This is a genomic window from Herbaspirillum sp. C7C8, assembly GCF_022627875.1.
Taxonomy (GTDB): domain Bacteria; phylum Pseudomonadota; class Gammaproteobacteria; order Burkholderiales; family Burkholderiaceae_D; genus Herbaspirillum.
Genome location: NZ_JABXGG010000003.1, coordinates 227,180 through 244,093, shown reverse-complemented (window position 1 = coordinate 244,093; position 16,914 = coordinate 227,180). Strand labels below are relative to the sequence as shown.

The window sequence follows — 16,914 nt, the reverse complement described above, 5'->3', positions numbered from 1 at the left end:
ACCATTTCGTTGTACGCCAAGACCAGATCGCAAGACGTAAGAAGTCTACTGATGTAGTTCACAATAAGTTCTACTTGCTACGAGATGTTGCCGACAGGAGGCGCACTCAGATTCGCAGATTGAATGATGCTTATCTGGAGGTTATTGAACGGCATAAGCAAGATCGATTCAACCTTCCATACGCATTTTCCATCTTAGACGAATCACCTCAATCGAACGGGGCAGTGAGAGAGGTTCGCCACCATTTTCAATTATGGGATGCTGCAACTCTGCGGTCATTGCATGAAAAGAAAGATCCTGATTTTTATAGGTCAGGTCTCACGCATCAAAAAACAATCGGAGAGATGAGTGCCGAATATTTTCTCAGCTATGAAGGAGGACATCAGGAGGGCGAGCCTAATTCAAAAATGTCTTATTGGTTCGTGGACGTGTTGAAGGCTAAAACGCTAGTAGAGCCAGATCACGAAAGATTTCGCGCAGAATATGGATATTCGATAAATCAACTGACGAAAAACATATTGAGTGTTCCCGATTGGGGAATGGCAGTTAGATGGTGGCACCAGAAGATGTACCAAGATTTGGGGTTGGTGTTCTTACCAATTGAAGCTCTTATGAGGATGGCATTGGTTGGGCACGGGGCGATTCAAACATTTACAAAGTCAGGCGCTCGAGTTAACGAATTCATGCAGATTCGCTTAACCAAAGAGAATTTGTATCGAATCTCGCTTCCTAACGATCATGAAGCAATTGTATTTACTGCGATGCCAAAGGGAAGAAAAGTCGAGGAGCCGTTTTATATCGACGAGCATTGTTTGAAAGCGCTTCACGATTGGTGGACATATCAGCGGTCGCAAGGATATAAATTTGAAGAAGTGAAGCCGGATTTGACTCTAAGGCCCAAGATAAGGCCTGCGTCATTTTTATGGCAATATGCCAAGCGTCACCTTTCTCACATCGATATAAATGCCAGCATCAAATGGCTTTTACATGACGTTCATTTGGTGGATCAAGACGGTAAAACGATTGCCTTGACGTCACATCTATTTCGCCATGGGTTCGCAACAGAGCTTAGATCTCTTGGAACCCCTATGGATATTTTAGCGCTCCTCTTAAAGCAGCGCGACGTTGAGGTTACAGGCTACTATTCCAAACCTACCCCAGCGCAGATTATCTCTCTACAGCGAAAAATATTCGCAAATCGCATGGATTTGTCGAAGTTGCACCGCCGTGCTCCAGCACAAATAAAACAGCAGGTGGACGATGCTCTTGAGAAGATTGGCGCTCTTATTCCGGTCGTCGGGGGGAATTGTACGGTGGCTAATGAGTGTCCTGCAAAGTTCGCCTGCATAGGATGCGCAGGTAACGCTCCCGATCCAAAGAAGCGGCCTCAAGTAATCGAGCTCAAAGCGGCATACGGCCGGATGCAGAAAATGGCTGAAGACCAAAAACTTCCAGCTGAGCGTCGTAAAGCGATAGAAATCATGGCGAGTTGCGATGATGTTCTTGCTGAGATGGACTTGATTGAGTCCGCAGCGGAGGCTGCAGAAGCGCCGGTGGAAATCTATCCTGAAAGGAGGAAGGCGAATGGGCGGACCACGAAAAAACAATCGTAAAGAGTCTGATCTAGATGGGCTGAGAAAGAGTCATGATAAAAGGCGAATGGAAACGGTAAAGGTAATCGAAAAAACTATCATTGCGCTTAAGGAAAATAGTCAATCTATAACCCTGGAGAAGATTTCGTCAGAGTCGAAGCGATTTACGAGAAACGGACAATGTATCGCCGAATCGACAATTCTTCGAAATCAGCTTTGTCGAGAGCTTTACCAGAGAGACGCTAAGCCACTCAGAAGAAGCGATACGCCGAGAGGTGTTTTGAAGAGGGAGTTGCAGCGTGATCCATCTGAGAAGGAAATCCGCAGACTGTATTATCTGCTTAGAATGACGAAAGCAGAACTTATTGCGAAGATAGTGAGCTTGGAAGATTCCATTAGAGTAGAGCGAATTGCAAATAATCGATTAAGAGATGAGATTCTGGTCGAGAAGATAGGAAGCTTGAGATAATTTATCTTGGCAAGATTGTAGATGTGATCTCTCTAAAGGTGCTCAGGCAACCTCAGGATCCCGGAGCCTAGTGGCTTCCCAGTTTGATTACCATCTGGGGGACGTTAGAGAGGTCTGCGGGTAGCACGGCTACTCGTTTCTTACCTGGGAGTCGTCATCGATCTTTGGTAACTTCGCGACAACGTTCGGACATCAATTCCGCGAAAAAGGGCGGCATCTCCTTACGTTCGCGATCTAGGCTTGGATCAGCATAGTCGTCTACTGCGCTACGAGAAAGTGCGTCACCACCAGGTATTACGATAGATGCGGATAAGGTGGATCGATGCCTGTCATCTAGATACTCCTCGGTGGCGATGAATCGGCTAGCGCCCTCAAGCTCGCATAGCCAACCAACATGCACATTCTGAAGCCATATCTCCAGATAGCGATGTGATAGTGTCTTATTCAACAGGAATCCGGAAGTTTGAGTCTGATGAGTTCCTGAAAGAACAGTGAGGCCAGAGTTGATGGCGGTGTCAATGCCAGCCACATTGCCTTCGTTACAGATAGATGGGACGCGCTAACCACCAATCAGCGAACTCGGCAAAACAAGCATGCTTAGAATCCACTAGACCTAGATCGTCACCGACGTTTGGGCTGCCTAAAGAATCACGTGAAATTAAGGCTGTATGAATCTCCGAAGGAATTCCCCGCATGAAGGGCAAATAGTCGTCAACGAAAGCAACAGGTGCTATTTCAGTCAGCGCTGGGGCTTTGGGGCTAACTGGGCCATCAATTCCATCGGTGCAGAATACCCGTTCAATAGGAAAACCTAGTTCGTACAGGTTTCTTTCCCGGGCTTGTCTAAAGCGGGGGGCTATGGCGCTCACACAGACCAGGTTGAATCCTGCATTTTTTAATCGCAGACATGCATCGATCGCACCGTCATAAGCCGGCAGAGAGCTCCAAAATTCTTCATCGAAATGAGAACGAAAGTACTCCAATCTCGAGCCTGTAATATGTTCGACTCGCCACCGTTCTCTGGGCCAATAGGCATCAGGATTGTGTAGATCTGGTAGAGCACCGAATGCACGCTGCCAAGCAACAGCGTACGCAGCGTTATAGTTCAGCAGGACTCCATCGACGTCAATCGCAATAGTGCTCAAAGCTCGGTCGCAGGCAAGGAAGGATGAATTGCGAAACCTGTTCCCGAATTGCCAATGATCGGATCCGGGGTGGTTATGTCAGATTCAAAAAGGTAATGCTCCAGGTCGTGAGACCATGTGTCGATTAGCAATTTTGCCCATTGCGCAAATTGCTCTATTGGCTCACTTCCTCGCAGCGGGATATTGCGATTGTTTCGGTTTCCAGGTTCTCGACGCCACTCCACCGTCAAACTACCATCGACCTTCATGGAGATGGCTTTAACTCTCTTAGAGGCACCGCCAACTCCGATGTAAGTTGAAAGTGGCCGAATATCACAGACGTTCATTGGGTACAGTAATCAGACAATATAGCCAACTGAGAATCACAGGGAAAATCAGGGCGCTCAATATTCTTCGTGGAAGAAAGGAAGAACGGATACTAAGTAAGTCTTAGTACAACGTCAATAGCATCCTAAGACACTCTTAGGATGAATTCGAGAAAAGACACTTCTGGCGTTTTCCCCCGGCGGCTTAAGAGCGCCAGGCGGGCTGCTGGTCTCACTCAATTTGGTTTGGGCGTTTCTGCTGGTATAGACGAATATTCTGCAAGCCCGAGAATCAATCAGTACGAACGAGGAGTTCACATACCTGATCAGGGAACGTCCCTCCGCTTAGCGAAGGCCTTAGATGTACCGGTCAGTTACCTTTTCGAGCCAAATGAACAATTGGCCGAATTTGTCCTCTTAGCCTCGAGGCTTACGAAGGATGATTTGAAAAAATTGACCTCATATCTCAAGGAAGCTCTCGGAGAAAGGGGCAATCTGCGATCAGACTGATATTTCAGGAGATCTTTGTTCGCGTGATTGGATTTTTCGCGTGTGAAATTCCGTGATATGCGTGACTATTCCTAGATATGCGCACGTTCTAACCCTCTCTCACGGCTGCTGGGCTTCTCGCAGAATTGCCCCCCCCGGCCATTTCCTTCCCACGGTGCCCACACGGTCGTACTCCCCGCATATTCCAGTTCTTTCAAATCAATGAACATCTGCTTCAAGACTCGTCTTTGCTTTCGAGATTTAGCTGCTTCAGCAGTTAGCCATGTGGATACTCGAACGGCTGGTTGCAATGGAGGTGGAACCACTCGGCTACGGGGACAAAGGAATAGTTCGGTAGAGCAGTCTTGACGCCACAGCGTAAAAGAAACGCCGACCAATTTGGTCGGCGTCGTTTTGAACCGAAGTGCTTTTACTTCAGCGTGATTTTCATTTCAGGTCGCTGGTCCAGCGAGCCGATTTTCCAGGAGTAAGTCCCGAACAAACCGAAGAATTTTGGCTCAGATGTCGCATTGTGCGAAATGATGGTTGCGTTCTTCGGCAAGATGACCTCGAGCGTTCCGTCAATCTTGATTCCTAGCTTGGACAGCTCCTGTACATCCTTGGCTGCCAGTTTTGGTGAGGAGATTGTAATGACGCCATCCTTGCCGTGGGTCACGGAGAAGATGTCCATCATCTTCAGATTCTCACCGGCTTTCTTCTTGGCCAGCAGCTTTAGCTGGTAACGACCATGGCCCAGGTACTCGGCCGACTGCACCATCGGGTCTTTCTTCATCTTGATGGCTTCGGACTTCAGTCCCTCTTCGTCCTTCTCGCGTAAGGAGCCCTTTTGCTTTTCCTCTGCGGCCGCCATGGCATGCACCGCCGTGCCATCGTAACTGAAGGTGTAATCGCCATTTGAGGCGAAATCGGCTTTAGCCTTGAACGATTCTGGGATCAGGCACCCCGTCAATAAAACGGCGCTTGCGGCCAGAGCAATCAGCAATTTTTTCGACAAACTTTCCCCCTGTATGTGAATTTATAGAAATAAAAATAGCAAGATCGCCCAGAAATTTCCATATGTCAACATACGCGATCTGAACAAACTACTACGAAAAGACAACCTCATCTGAGGTGATAAGATTCCATGCTTATAGGAGAAAGCATGCGTGGAGACGGTGAGAATGAAGTAGTAATCGGCCAAGTGGTGTATGCGTTCGCCTCCGCCAGCATGGCCAAATCGTTTAAGTCATGTCTTGGCACAGGCACACTTGCGACATGTAGAGAGGCGTGGCCACCGGTAGGCATCTCTCACCCGCTAATTTTGGACGAAAACGTCATCCAGTAATCGAACACCATTCGTTTGCCAGCATTATGGGGAGGGGAAATGGCAGAGATAGTAGCAAATTGTCCACGCTGCGGCGCGAAGCATATTACGTTTGATGTACTTGCCTCACAGGTCGTGCGAAAAGAATATGACTGGCAACTCTGGTACGAAGTTTTCTCAATATGTCGCAGATGCCACGTAAGCACAATCCTTTTAGTATGTGATGCTATGGGCGCCAATCATGACTTTGTTCATGAAAAGGGGTTACTTAAAATAAATGGCGCCATCAACGACTTTGTTGATATTCGGGGATACATCAGCTTAAAGAATGAGCATGCTATAGCTCCCCCCGAACATCTCCCACCTGAAATTCAGGCTTTCTTTTCAGAGGGGGCAACATGCTTGGCCGTCGGATGCTTCAATGCTGCAGGCACGATGTTTCGGCTTTGCTTGGATGCTGCTACGCGAAACATGCTTCCCGAAGAGGAACACAACGGCCTGAACCATCGGGTTCGAAGGGATCTTGGTTTAAGACTTCCCTGGCTCTTCGACAATGGTTTCCTGCCTGAGGCATTGAGAGAGCTTTCCGCTTGCATAAAGGATGACGGCAACGACGGGGCGCACGCCGGCACATTGACGCGTGTAGATGCGGAAGACCTGCTGGATTTCTGCTTGACGTTGCTGGAGAGGCTCTACACAGAACCTGCCAAGCTAGCCGAGGCAAAAGCACGGAGAGATGCGCGACGCGCCAAATAGCCTCCTCCCTTCCGAAAGAAAGCGGCAGAGCCGCTTCATAACTGGTTCGAAAACACTGGGGAAACATGCGCTTTCAAAAGTCAGGTGCGAATATTCCGGACGAACTCATTTCAGCCCAATTGCGTGGCGAAGTAGTGTTCTTCTGTGGAGCAGGGGTTTCCGTACCAGCAAACCTGCCTTCCTTTTTACAACTTACTCAAGACGTCATGTTGAAACTAGGGGTTTCACCAGCGTCGAGTGTCGCTTTATCTACTCAGCTAAGAAGAATACAGCGGGCAATAAAGGCGCCATCGAATCGAAAGGTCAACCTACCCTTTTCGCTAGACCAGACTTTCTACTTACTTCAACAAGAATACGGAAAGCAAGCGGTCGCTTACGAAGTATTGGATTCAGTAAAAGTTGGTGAAGATGTCCCTCTACTCAATCATAAGACGATTCTGAGGTTGGCGAGAAACCCTGCGGGGAAATCACAAGTCGTAACAACCAACTTCGACCGGCTTTTCGAGTATGCAGACAGCACTGTACAAAGCTACGTACCACCTCGTCTTCCAGCTCTCAGCAATGGAGAAAAAATAGAAGGAGTGGTCTATCTCCATGGACAATGGGAAAAGCCAAGCCACCTGATGCCCGTAGCCAATAACCTCGTCATCAGCAGTGCTGACTTTGGAAGAGCCTACCTCGCTGAGGGATGGGCAAGTAGTTTTATCAAGGAGCTAGCCAACCGATACGTCATCGTTTTGCTCGGATATAGCGCAGAAGACCCTCCTGTCCGATATCTCCTTGAAGGCCTCCACTCCCAAGGGGGTACGCCAAATCAGCGCATCTACGCCTTCGCTAGAGGTAGCCAAGAAAAGGTCAACCAAGATTGGCAATATCGTGGAGTAACTGGTATCGCATATACGGAGCACAAGGACCTATGGAACTCGTTATCACTATGGGCGGATTTCAGCGAAGACCCAAGTTCCTGGTATCAATCTACGGTCGCAAATTCGCAGAAGCCTCCAGAGTCATTAGAACCGTACGAGAGAGGACAAGTCGCTTTCACGGTCGGGACACTTGAAGGGGCGAGGATATTCGCAGATGCGACTCCAGCGCCGCCAGCGAAATGGCTTTGTGTTTTCGACTCATCTTTTAGGAATAGGCGTCCTGTCAAACGTCCTTTTCCAAACCAACATGATTATTTCTCTTTTCAAGAAAACTTCGGATTCGAAGATGCCGAATTCTATAGCACGGAAATCGATGCTGACACGGATAGAGAGGAGCCATCGATTTCACTTGGAGTGAATTATTTGCTGGAATTAGCAGAGGATAATTCTCGGCGTGAGCCGACTGGCCTCTTCGTAACCAGAAACATTCTTCCTACGCGACTATTCCATCTCGTGAAATGGTTCGCGAACGTCTTGGACGAGCCAATTTCGCTTTGGTGGTTGGCTCACAAGGGCAAAGTATCAGATACGTTGATAGCCGTTGTTGAAAATACGTTGCGCAATCGAGAGAAAGACAATCCTCTCATTCGTCTATGGTGGAACTATCTGGACGGAGGTGTTGTAGGTGATGAGATGCACGACGGCCGACTCTTCAACATCGCACAGTCGCTTAAAGTACATGGATGGAATGCCCATCTGGCCAGGTTAATTGGAGCAGCCCTCTGGCCGACCCTTGGCATATGTGTCCAAGGTGCAGTCCCACCTTCAACTGAAAACTCAGAGTTGCGCGAAATAATCGGTATTCCGCACATGAGCTCGACTGAAATTGCTATACCGGATGAGTTTCTTAGAGAGGTTGTTGCTAGCTATCGTGTCGGCATTGAGCGATATTCGATGTTGGCCTCCGAAATCGAAGAGATTCCGCTCACTGACTTTCTTGAAGAGCCGTCAATACACAGCGATAACCTCTATAAGTACGTTCACTGGTTCAAAGAATTGTTCGCGAAGCTAGCTGCATACAGTCCGCGGACGGCTGTGCAAGAATATCTTTCCTGGAACCCAGATGACGCACAATTTTTTGGCCCGCTACGTCTCTATGCGCTATCCCAACCAAATCTATTTTCATCCGAAAAGGTGATTGAGCAGCTATGCTCTATCAGCGAAGAGGTTTTCTGGGATAACCATCTTTACGTCGCAAATCTGATAATTAATCAGTGGAATGGCATCACCGAAAAGGATAAAAGAAAAATACTTTCGCTGGTCGTCCGAGGCCCCTCCGATTCGTATCACCGCGCGTTGGAAAAGAGAATCTGGAACCAAATCCATTTTGTGGCGCCTCTTCTCCGCCTTCTTGAAAGCCGCGGGTGCGAGCTCAACGCCTCTGCGAAGAAAGTTCTTGCGACGGTCCGCCGTAGCAAGTATTGGGACGACGCCTACGACTCCGATAACCAATTATCACGCTTCCCTCGAATACGCAGTATTCAAAAAGACACTCAATACGACGAGCTTAAGAATGTACCGATAGAGGACATTGTCGCCATCGCGGTCACAGCAAGACGGGAGGACTTCCATTCCGCAACACAATTCGAACCCTTTGAAGGCCTCGTTCGGAATAGGCCGCTCATGGCATACCGCGCGTTGGTATATGCACTTAATCAGGACACTTTCCATCAACAGCTTTGGCGAGACCTCCTTAACTACGTCCCTGAAGGAATGGGAAATCGATTCAATGCAGCTCTGGCATATCGCCTTCTCGAGCTTTCTCCCGAGAGATATGTGGAGCTTCGATACCCAGCAGTTCAATGGTTGGCAAAATCCCTTCCAGCAATTGCATCAGAAAACTATCATGCGACCCTCATTCTGTTTGATAGACACCTCGAACTTCTCGGCTTGGCTCAGCAAGCCATCCTCGATAGCGAAGCACAGGCAGGCACCAGAAAAGAATTCTCCCTCAATGAGCCAATTGCGAGTTTGGTTTCATCCCTTTTTGACCTCGTGAGAGTCAGGAATGAAACCTTCACAGATGCATATGAGGAAGATTTGCTTCCCCGCTTGGAGAAAATGCTAGTGGCTTCGGACAAGACAAGGAAGGTGGCTATCTATCTTTGCGCACGAATTCTTAACTGGTTGTTTGACACATTCCCGTCCTGGACATCAAGTCATTTGCTTCCCTGCTTTAACGTTGACGCAGAAAATTCAGAAGCAGCATGGGCAGGCTTCAAGTTTTTGCGGAGCGCCATGCTACCCAAGTTGTTCACAAATTTAAAAAAAGATTTTTCCAGTCTGATCGCGGATGCATCCAAATGGCCCTGGGCACCATCAATGTCGCAGACATTGCATAAGCACCTTGTCTTCTATTGCCCGAAGAGTGCTAATACAAGCGAACTCCTTTCATACTCAGAGGTCCGGGACTTATTAAAGAAGACAACTGATAAGGGAAGAAATACTGTGCTCTATCAACTCACCGAACTAAACGAGTGGGGCAGTCGGACCAAGCCATTCATTACGGAGGCTTGGCCGAGGGAATTGCGGTTTCAGAATTCCCGAATCTCGTCTGCATTCGTAAGGTTAGCGATGGCTAGTGGCGAGGACTTTCCAGAAGCCGTTGCAACCGTTTTGCCATTTCTGACACCGTTGGGCCAAGGAGACCTTCATTTTTACCATTCGAGCCGTGGATCGCCCAGTGAACAAGCCTCCCGATATCCTGATTCTATGTTGGCGTTGCTGAATGCGGCGGTGGGGGAGCGGACCACACCGGCTCCTTACAAAGTAGAAGACATTCTGCAGAAAATTGTTGAAGCAAAGCCCGAGCTAGTTGCAGATTCGAGGATGCGCCGCCTGCGGAATCACCTAAATCAGCACCCCTATTGAGAACCGCCCCCTGCTGCGAATTGCGGATCTCGGCTTATCGTCAGGAACTCAATCTGTCCTATTTCTTTACGTACACATGCAGACCAAGCCTGAATCAAGAGTCGATAGCGGAAGCACTGTCTTGGCAGAAAAACTGCCCTATTCACGCCATTCGAACATCACGCCGTTTTCCCAGCGTATAGGACAATCTTGTCATCTTGAATTAAAATCCTTGCCTGAAATGCATGTAAAAACATTTTGCTAGAGTGACGAAGCTTCATCGAAGAGCTCGCACATCTTCCAAAAATCACGAAGCCTGGGGAGGCATACAGTGCAGAAGTCGCTCATGGAGCTACTCGCGGACAAGCCTGGGGACGACAAGGCCGGGCAAGTAGCAGCTCAAGGTTTCACGTATCAAGAGTGGTACGCCGTTCTTCTAATTGCGGAGCTACTGGAAAAAGAAGACGATTTCGCTGTCGGCATGGAAGTGAAAGAGGATATCGCTGTCTTGAATTCAGCCACCGCACCTACCTCCGTTGAATTTTGCCAGGTCAAAACGAATGAACAGGCCACCGCCTGGACGTTTGAGGAACTTCATAAAGCGTCCAGCCGTAGGCTACAGGATGGGACGTTGCCGCTTTCCATATTGGCCAAGCTATACAAGAGAAGGCATCAGTTCGCCGGCGCGCCGACCAAACTGCGCTTCGTAACCAATACAAGCATTAAGCTGAAGGAGACTACGGGTTCGGTAAATCTGCATGAATACCGGCTTGAGAGTCTTGCGGAAACAGCCAAGAAAGCTGTTTCTACCGCTCTTGCGAAACAGCTGGAATTAGACGCAAGCGCGATCACGCTCGATGAAATCCGGCTGCACCGCTCTGACCTCCCTTTGGGCCAGCAGCACCTTTTCATCAGCGGTAAGCTGAGTGACCTAGCTCACCGCCGCAAGTTCGAGTTCAAGGTTTCCCAGCCGGCCATTGCTGCAACGATGCTCGCTTCGGAAATGCGCAAGCGAGGCTCGAACACGGGCTTCGCTTCGACATTCGAGGAGCTCAAGGTGAAACGCCTGATGACGCGCCAAGACGCACTGCAAACGCTCATCCAAGTTTCTGAGCCACCTCCTGGAATCGACGATGTGTTCAATGCTGTCTTAAATCGTCTGGACGCAGAAGGCCACGATTTTGCAATGGTCGATGACATTAGGATGCAGAAGGTGCCACTACTGTCGGCGATGTCGGACCGCACGAACGCGTTGTTCAAACGCCAGGTGACAACACTAGTTGATTGCTACAAAGCGCTCAAAGTGGAGCGTGGACCTGATACCCAAAAACTGGGCAGCTTCATGGAACGCCTTACAGCGGAATCCCTCAAGAAAAACAAACAAGACTTCGTGGCGGTTGAAATGCCTTTTATTCATGCACTTTCTCTCATGGTGATTCGGAATGGAATCGACGTCAACGTATTCACTGTTGCGGCTAATTCGCAACCTAAGGGTGAAGAATGAACCGCAACGTAACCTTCAAGACGCTCTGGCTCGTCTCGGAGACCGAGCAAAAGGCAAGGAAACAGACCTTCCCGACGCAGCGTACGATTCTGTTCGGAACAAACGGGACGGGTAAATCACGTATCACCAAAAACCTGTTCTGGACCTTGGGATGCACGCCAGAAAAGCAACTCTCCGCTGGCTGGGACCCTGATTTCATCGGCGTGTTGGAGTTTGAATATGAAAGCAAGACGTACACCGTGGTTCGCCAACGTAAGAACCTCGGCCTGTTTGCTGAGAACGGTGCACTTATTGCTTGTGCTAACAACATGGGCACATGGAATCGCATCATGGCCGATAAGTTTGGCTACAAGTTGATGCTCCAACGACCGCAGAGCACGACCGCATCTCGTCTTGGCGTTGAGTACCTTACGCTGCCGACCTACATCGACCAGGACGGTGGCTGGGGAGCAACCTGGAGCTCATTTAAAAATCTATCTCAGTTCAAGGCCTGGAAGAAGCCTGTCTTTGAGGCATATATTGGCCTCAGGCCGAATGCATATTTCGCCGCCAAGCAACTTTGGCAGGAAGCTTCCGATGTTCTCAAGGGAATGCAGGAAAAGTTTGATACGCAGAAATCTGCATTCAAACGCGTGCGGGAAATACTGCCGAAGAATGTGCCTGTGCTTAGCGACGCACAATTCGAGAATGAGCTAGTCGACCTTGGCGAGAAGGCGCGAGACCTGCAGCAGCGTCAAAATGAGTTGAGGGCAAAGCTCGTTTCGGCGGTCAATCGCAAAGAGCAGATTTCATCGTCATTGAGGTTGGCGGTTGAAAACCATCGCAATCTGACAGACGACCTAGGATTTATAAGCGAGCGTAACGAAGAGAACATCGAGTGCCCGACATGCGGGACGTTGCATGAGAACTCCTTCCACGCTCGACTGCAGCTGACGCAGGACGCCCATGCTTTTGCACTACTGGTTGCTGAGCTTCGAGCTGAAAAAGCACAGGCCGTTGCTCGCCACGAACAGCTCCTCGCAGAACTGGCAGATATTGGCAAGCAAAGCCGTGAAATAACATCTACGATTCGTGAAGAACAAGCCGGCCTTCAAGCCAAGGAACTGCTTCTGGCAGCACACAGTGCCCAAACGTTGGATAACGCATTCGAGGCAGTTACTTCTGAGCTGTCAGAAGAGATTTCCGCCTACGCAGCGAAAGTCGAAACCTTAAAAGGCGGCTACAAAATTTTTGAAGACCGTGCACGCACCACTGAAGTCGGGGATTATTTCAGCACCAGCGTAACTTGGTTCTCAAATAAGTTGAATGTTCCAGCCGAGGAGCAAATCAAAAAGACCAAGCCCGGCGACCGAGGTAATTCTGGTGGTAGCTCAGGCCCTCGCTCTCTGTTAGCCGTTCACCTAGCAATGGTGAAGTCTAATGCCGCCTATGGCGACACACCACTCTTTCCCTTGGTAATCGATACGCTTCAACAGTCAGGGCAAGATTTGAAGAATTTGTCATCAATGGTTGAAATATTGAATGGTAACGTGGGCATCAACCAGCAAATCATCTTAGCAGTAGAAATGCTACCGCCGACCGTTGATATATCCAATTTCAACGTGGTGAATCTTACCGAAGACCGCGCGCTACTCAATCCGGACGACTTCAAGAATGTCGGATTTTTGGCTGAAATGATGGGAACACTCAAGAAAGCCATCAACCAAGATGACGAAGCAGACGAACTGACGGAAGATTGATGCGACGAGCTGGACATCTCTTGATGGTCCTGCTCGTCATCGCATCCACATTGATAGCTCCTGATTAAGGATTCATCCTAGATTGCCGCCAAAAGGAGAACTCGCCCCCTGATGGGGCGATTTCTCCTTTTGGCGTGCGAAGACGCACAAAAATCAGTTTCTGCGACCTCATTACCAATGACTAGAGTGCTTGAGGTAAATTTGCATTCGCGACATGCAAGCAAGGCGACCAAGCAAACCGCGCACATTTCGCCCGTGGGACGGCGAATGAGATACAAAAACATGCCAAAAATTATATGGAGGTCGAGTGTCAAAGACAAATATCTGGAGCTACCTCACCAATGTATCGGGTCGCTCGCTGCCACATGCCAGTCAGGAAGCAGGTAGCTGGGAAAAGAAAAATGCGCATCGGCAGGAAATACAATATGGACGGCGCCAGCGCATCCTTAACGCCGGCACAGACCATCCTCTTCGGTTCGCATTCCAGGTCTTCTTACTCTCAGCAACGCTGGCCATACTCGTACTACTTCCCACTCAATCTCTGGAACTGACGCTTTTCTTCAGCAAAATAACTGGCAGCGAGTGCACCGACAATATCGCGAATCTGCTGGGCCTTAGCGTTTCCAGTAAAGGGCCCTTTATCCCAGAATGGCTTTCCTCTCGCGCGTGGCTTCAATCAATTCAATGGAGCTTCCCGCAACTGAAAAAGGACGACTTTGATATCGCTGCCTTCACCGGTGTCCCCTGGACAGTCCAAGCTACTCTGATTGCATTGGTCTATCCAATTGTTCTTTCGTTTGTGGGAGTTCTACTGCAGCGAAATTCGCAGTTTGGCGGGATGATGCGTGTATACATTATCGAGTCGGGAGTGATGCCTTCAGGAGCGAGCTCGATTGCTCTTCTTGTTTTTCTCGGACTTCAGTATTTCTTGACTCCATACTTCGAAGCCGATAGCCATCCTATTCTATTCGCCTCGACCATCCTCATCGATTTCTTCTGGCTCACTATCAATGTTCTCCTGACAGGATACTATCTCACAAGAACCGTTCACTTCCTTCGCGATAGCGAGCGCGATAATGCTTTCCGACGCGCGGCAGTTGGAATTGCGCTGAGTCAAGAGCTAAAAGCGATAAGCCATCGCCGTCACTACGCAAGCACACTATTTGAGTTCAGAAACGCCGACGATGCACCAGACAATGCGCCGCTAGTTATAATCGGCTTCCCGATGGGTGGCTTGCCACAGGTTGCCAGAACACTGAAAAAGAAAAAGACGGTACACGACGTACGCGGACGAGTGCTAATTTTCGTCGCAAGACAGTGGCTTAAACGCGCAAATCCAGTCGCAGGTGCGGCGAAGCCTGCACTTGTATTCAATCTTTCGCTACACAACTCTTATAGCGGGAAAATTCACCTCTGCCGCGTTTCGGACGGCCCTTCACTAAGATGGTATGAGAAATGCCTCGTTTGGTACGCATTTATTCTTCGCTCATCTCGGAATTCTTCATCTAAGCTAACGACAACCGAAATGCTCTCGGAAGTGTCATCTGAGATTCGTGCGTTGATGGATGAAAACCGTTCCGAAATGGCTTTAGCAGCCCTTAAGCGCCTGATTAGCACTCATAACTTACTTCTCAATGCCAGTTCGATACATATAGATGGCGAAAGCTCAAACGCAACCATTCTTGGGACAAATCCTGGGTCCTTCTGGAGTGAAACTTTGAGCATGCAGTGGTTACGGCTCTATCGCGATGTCGGCATCCAAGCAATTAGCAGAATCAGCGAAGACCTTAGCGTCTTTACTGAGCTCTCAGGCGCAGATGGCGCTATTACAGACGACCTACCTATGAGCCCGCCTCAGCCCCACATCGATGCTCAATTTATTGGGACTATGCTTGCAACTAACATTGGTAAGTGGTGGGCACAAAAAATTGATGAAACATCTTTGAACGGCGCTCAAAGTTTCACAGGAGTCCTTCCTCCTCTTTTCGACAAAATCTATGATAGAGCACTACGCGTCTTAATTGGCCGCTGGGGCAATCGAACTATTCGCTGGGATAAAACTCGGGACCCATCAACATCGGATGCCGAGATGTGGCTGGCTCACAGCAGTCGTGCACTTTTCTATGCAAAGCACGTCGAGAATCTTGCATCAGTTCTCATCGCCTCGGTATCGAGACGCGACGTTACAGCATCTCTACGCTACGCCGACTGCTTCATGAAATGGTGGGGAACACGTGCGTATTCTCTACAAGTTCCAGGTACTCAACCAATAACTCAAAATCAGAATTTGACAATTCAAATCGCCAATCAGTCTTGGGAAGAGGTTCAAATCACTTTGAGCCAGACTGGAAAAGTTCTTCCAGTGGAGGCAAGCTGCACCGCGCTTACTATTGTTATCAAGCGATATTGGGAGTCGATGCGACTCTACTTGCTCCTGCAGTTCATACATAATGCAAAAAATGGCACTAACATTGACGAGCACCGACTAAAGCTTGCCGTAGGCTTAATTGAAGGCAAGGGCTTTTTCGTTGGAGGAAAAATTGATGCCAAAAGACTACTTTCTTTTGACCAAGCACTCAGTTCCATTCTGAGCGAGATTTACAGCTCCGACCGCGGCAGTTCGAGAATCGACACTTTTGCAGAGTGGGAGAGTAATAATCAAAATAATGAAACGCTCATTCCAGGATGGACCTATTCCTGGACGGGGATACACGCCACGATAGAGACCATGCTCACAGCACAAGTCCTCCTGCTCCTGATAGTCTCGCCAGACCGTGGCGGCGGAACTCGTGAATCTGCTGCCTTCATCAAATTGTGGAGGGACAATGTTGACCGGCTACAGATGATTGAACATCATCTTAAGCGTCTGCATGAGGCAATTTCTTCGCGCGAATTCCTCGTGGAAAACTTCTCTATTTGGGGGCGCCTGAGGAGTCTCTTTAACACTCACCATTCACGAAAACTAGCAATCACGCGGACAAAAGCTGCTCTTCATCTGTTAGCTACGACAGCGCACGACACATGGGTTGAGAAGATTCAGTCGCTGGCCGTCAGTGTTAATCTGATGCGAACGTATAAAAACCAGTTTTGCACAGCTCTTCTAGCTGCGGAAAATCTACCTATATTCATCACGCGCATTGAATACTCAAGTCTCACTGGCATTGCGCCTTCTGAATTCACATATCCCGAAACTAAGCGCTATCTGCTTGAAGAGATAGGTAGTGGTGTCAACTTAGACACGGTCGAGACATTTGCCGGGTACATGCGTGATTTTGTCATCAACCATGTCCTGAAATGCAAACTGGAAAGTGAATGCATCGCGCCGGTCGGACCGAATACGGTCTATGACGAAATTAATCCCAGCTACGACGACCGTGTCGCCTTCGTCGTCGCTCTTGAGGAGCAAAGTCGTCGCATCAGAAACCAAGGGCGGACACCCATCATCATCGGCGGAATATCGTCCGCACATACTTACTTGAGTCCTTGGTCATGGAATGATGGGATATCCCAGCTTCCAGAGCATCTGACCTTATCAACCATTCCCGTGCATAATGGAAAATTCCAGGTCTACTCTCTGAATGACACTCCCGTTATCGAATTTAACGCAGACTTCGATAAATACTATGTCGTCCCCGAAGACATGGTAGCAACGCTGAAGGTCTACGGCCATGACGCAAACTCTGCGGTGGCTATGTCCTACCGCGAAGTTCCCGACCCTGAGACTCTCAACATTGAGTTTTCCATCGTGGCTTCATTTTAGTTATATCCACCACGCCTTCTCGCACCACAGACTATTTAGATGCCCATGAAGATAG

Annotated in this window: 10 protein-coding genes; 7 read left to right on the top strand and 3 right to left on the bottom strand. The window is 48.9% G+C overall.

The features are described from left to right. Nucleotides 1-119 precede the first annotated feature (119 nt). Entirely contained in the window at nucleotides 120-1,613 is a 1,494-nt protein-coding gene (locus HWE01_RS05680; RefSeq protein WP_241821286.1) for a site-specific integrase, read from the top strand. Between the two features lie 602 nt (nucleotides 1,614-2,215). Here the strand turns inward: HWE01_RS05680 and HWE01_RS22955 are convergent. Together HWE01_RS22955 and HWE01_RS05675 are read right to left on the bottom strand one after the other, a co-directional pair. Next, on the bottom strand, nucleotides 2,216-2,590 hold the full coding sequence (locus HWE01_RS22955) for a HipA N-terminal domain-containing protein (protein ID WP_502798419.1): 375 nt from the start codon (nucleotides 2,588-2,590) through the stop codon (nucleotides 2,216-2,218). Between the two features lie 10 nt (nucleotides 2,591-2,600). Next, nucleotides 2,601-3,044, bottom strand: a complete 444-nt coding sequence (locus tag HWE01_RS05675; protein ID WP_349640992.1) for an HAD family hydrolase — start codon at nucleotides 3,042-3,044, stop codon at nucleotides 2,601-2,603. Nucleotides 3,045-3,673: 629 nt separating this feature from the next. On the opposite strand from HWE01_RS05675, the gene HWE01_RS05670 reads away from it, so the two are divergent. Further along, the gene (locus tag HWE01_RS05670; RefSeq protein WP_241821284.1) at nucleotides 3,674-4,021 is read left to right on the top strand and encodes a helix-turn-helix domain-containing protein; all 348 of its coding nucleotides are present in this window, start codon (nucleotides 3,674-3,676) and stop codon (nucleotides 4,019-4,021) included. A 409-nt stretch (nucleotides 4,022-4,430) separates the two neighbouring features. On the opposite strand, the gene HWE01_RS05665 is transcribed toward HWE01_RS05670, so the two are convergent. Beyond that, the gene (locus HWE01_RS05665; RefSeq protein ID WP_241821283.1) at nucleotides 4,431-5,003 is read right to left on the bottom strand and encodes a hypothetical protein; all 573 of its coding nucleotides are present in this window, start codon (nucleotides 5,001-5,003) and stop codon (nucleotides 4,431-4,433) included. Nucleotides 5,004-5,384: 381 nt separating this feature from the next. Between HWE01_RS05665 and HWE01_RS05660 the strand changes: the two genes are divergently transcribed. The 5 genes from HWE01_RS05660 to HWE01_RS05640 all read left to right on the top strand — a co-directional run bounded on the left by HWE01_RS05660 (nucleotide 5,385) and on the right by HWE01_RS05640 (nucleotide 16,859). Further along, entirely contained in the window at nucleotides 5,385-6,080 is a 696-nt protein-coding gene (locus HWE01_RS05660) for a DUF4145 domain-containing protein (RefSeq protein WP_241821282.1), read from the top strand. Nucleotides 6,081-6,145: 65 nt separating this feature from the next. Then, nucleotides 6,146-9,877 carry an SIR2 family protein gene (locus HWE01_RS05655; protein WP_241821281.1) on the top strand — a complete coding sequence of 1,244 codons (3,732 nt, stop codon included), beginning with the start codon at nucleotides 6,146-6,148 and terminating at the stop codon, nucleotides 9,875-9,877. A 325-nt stretch (nucleotides 9,878-10,202) separates the two neighbouring features. Then, the gene (locus tag HWE01_RS05650) at nucleotides 10,203-11,360 is read left to right on the top strand and encodes a dsDNA nuclease domain-containing protein (RefSeq protein ID WP_241821280.1); all 1,158 of its coding nucleotides are present in this window, start codon (nucleotides 10,203-10,205) and stop codon (nucleotides 11,358-11,360) included. Continuing rightward, entirely contained in the window at nucleotides 11,357-13,099 is a 1,743-nt protein-coding gene (locus HWE01_RS05645) for a hypothetical protein (protein ID WP_241821279.1), read from the top strand. The genes HWE01_RS05650 and HWE01_RS05645 overlap by 4 nt, the downstream gene beginning before the upstream one ends. A 307-nt stretch (nucleotides 13,100-13,406) precedes the next feature. Then, a complete protein-coding gene (locus HWE01_RS05640) occupies nucleotides 13,407-16,859 on the top strand; it encodes a hypothetical protein (RefSeq protein ID WP_241821278.1) in 3,453 nt (1,150 codons plus the stop codon). The last annotated feature ends 55 nt before the right edge of the window (nucleotides 16,860-16,914 follow it).

Coding starts and splice junctions, on each gene's coding strand:
- HWE01_RS05670 (WP_241821284.1), top strand. CDS start 3,674: ATGAATTCGAGAAAAGACACTTCTGGCGTTTTCCCCCGGCGGCTTAAG.
- HWE01_RS05660 (WP_241821282.1), top strand. CDS start 5,385: ATGGCAGAGATAGTAGCAAATTGTCCACGCTGCGGCGCGAAGCATATT.
- HWE01_RS05655 (WP_241821281.1), top strand. CDS start 6,146: ATGCGCTTTCAAAAGTCAGGTGCGAATATTCCGGACGAACTCATTTCA.
- HWE01_RS05650 (WP_241821280.1), top strand. CDS start 10,203: ATGGAGCTACTCGCGGACAAGCCTGGGGACGACAAGGCCGGGCAAGTA.
- HWE01_RS05645 (WP_241821279.1), top strand. CDS start 11,357: ATGAACCGCAACGTAACCTTCAAGACGCTCTGGCTCGTCTCGGAGACC.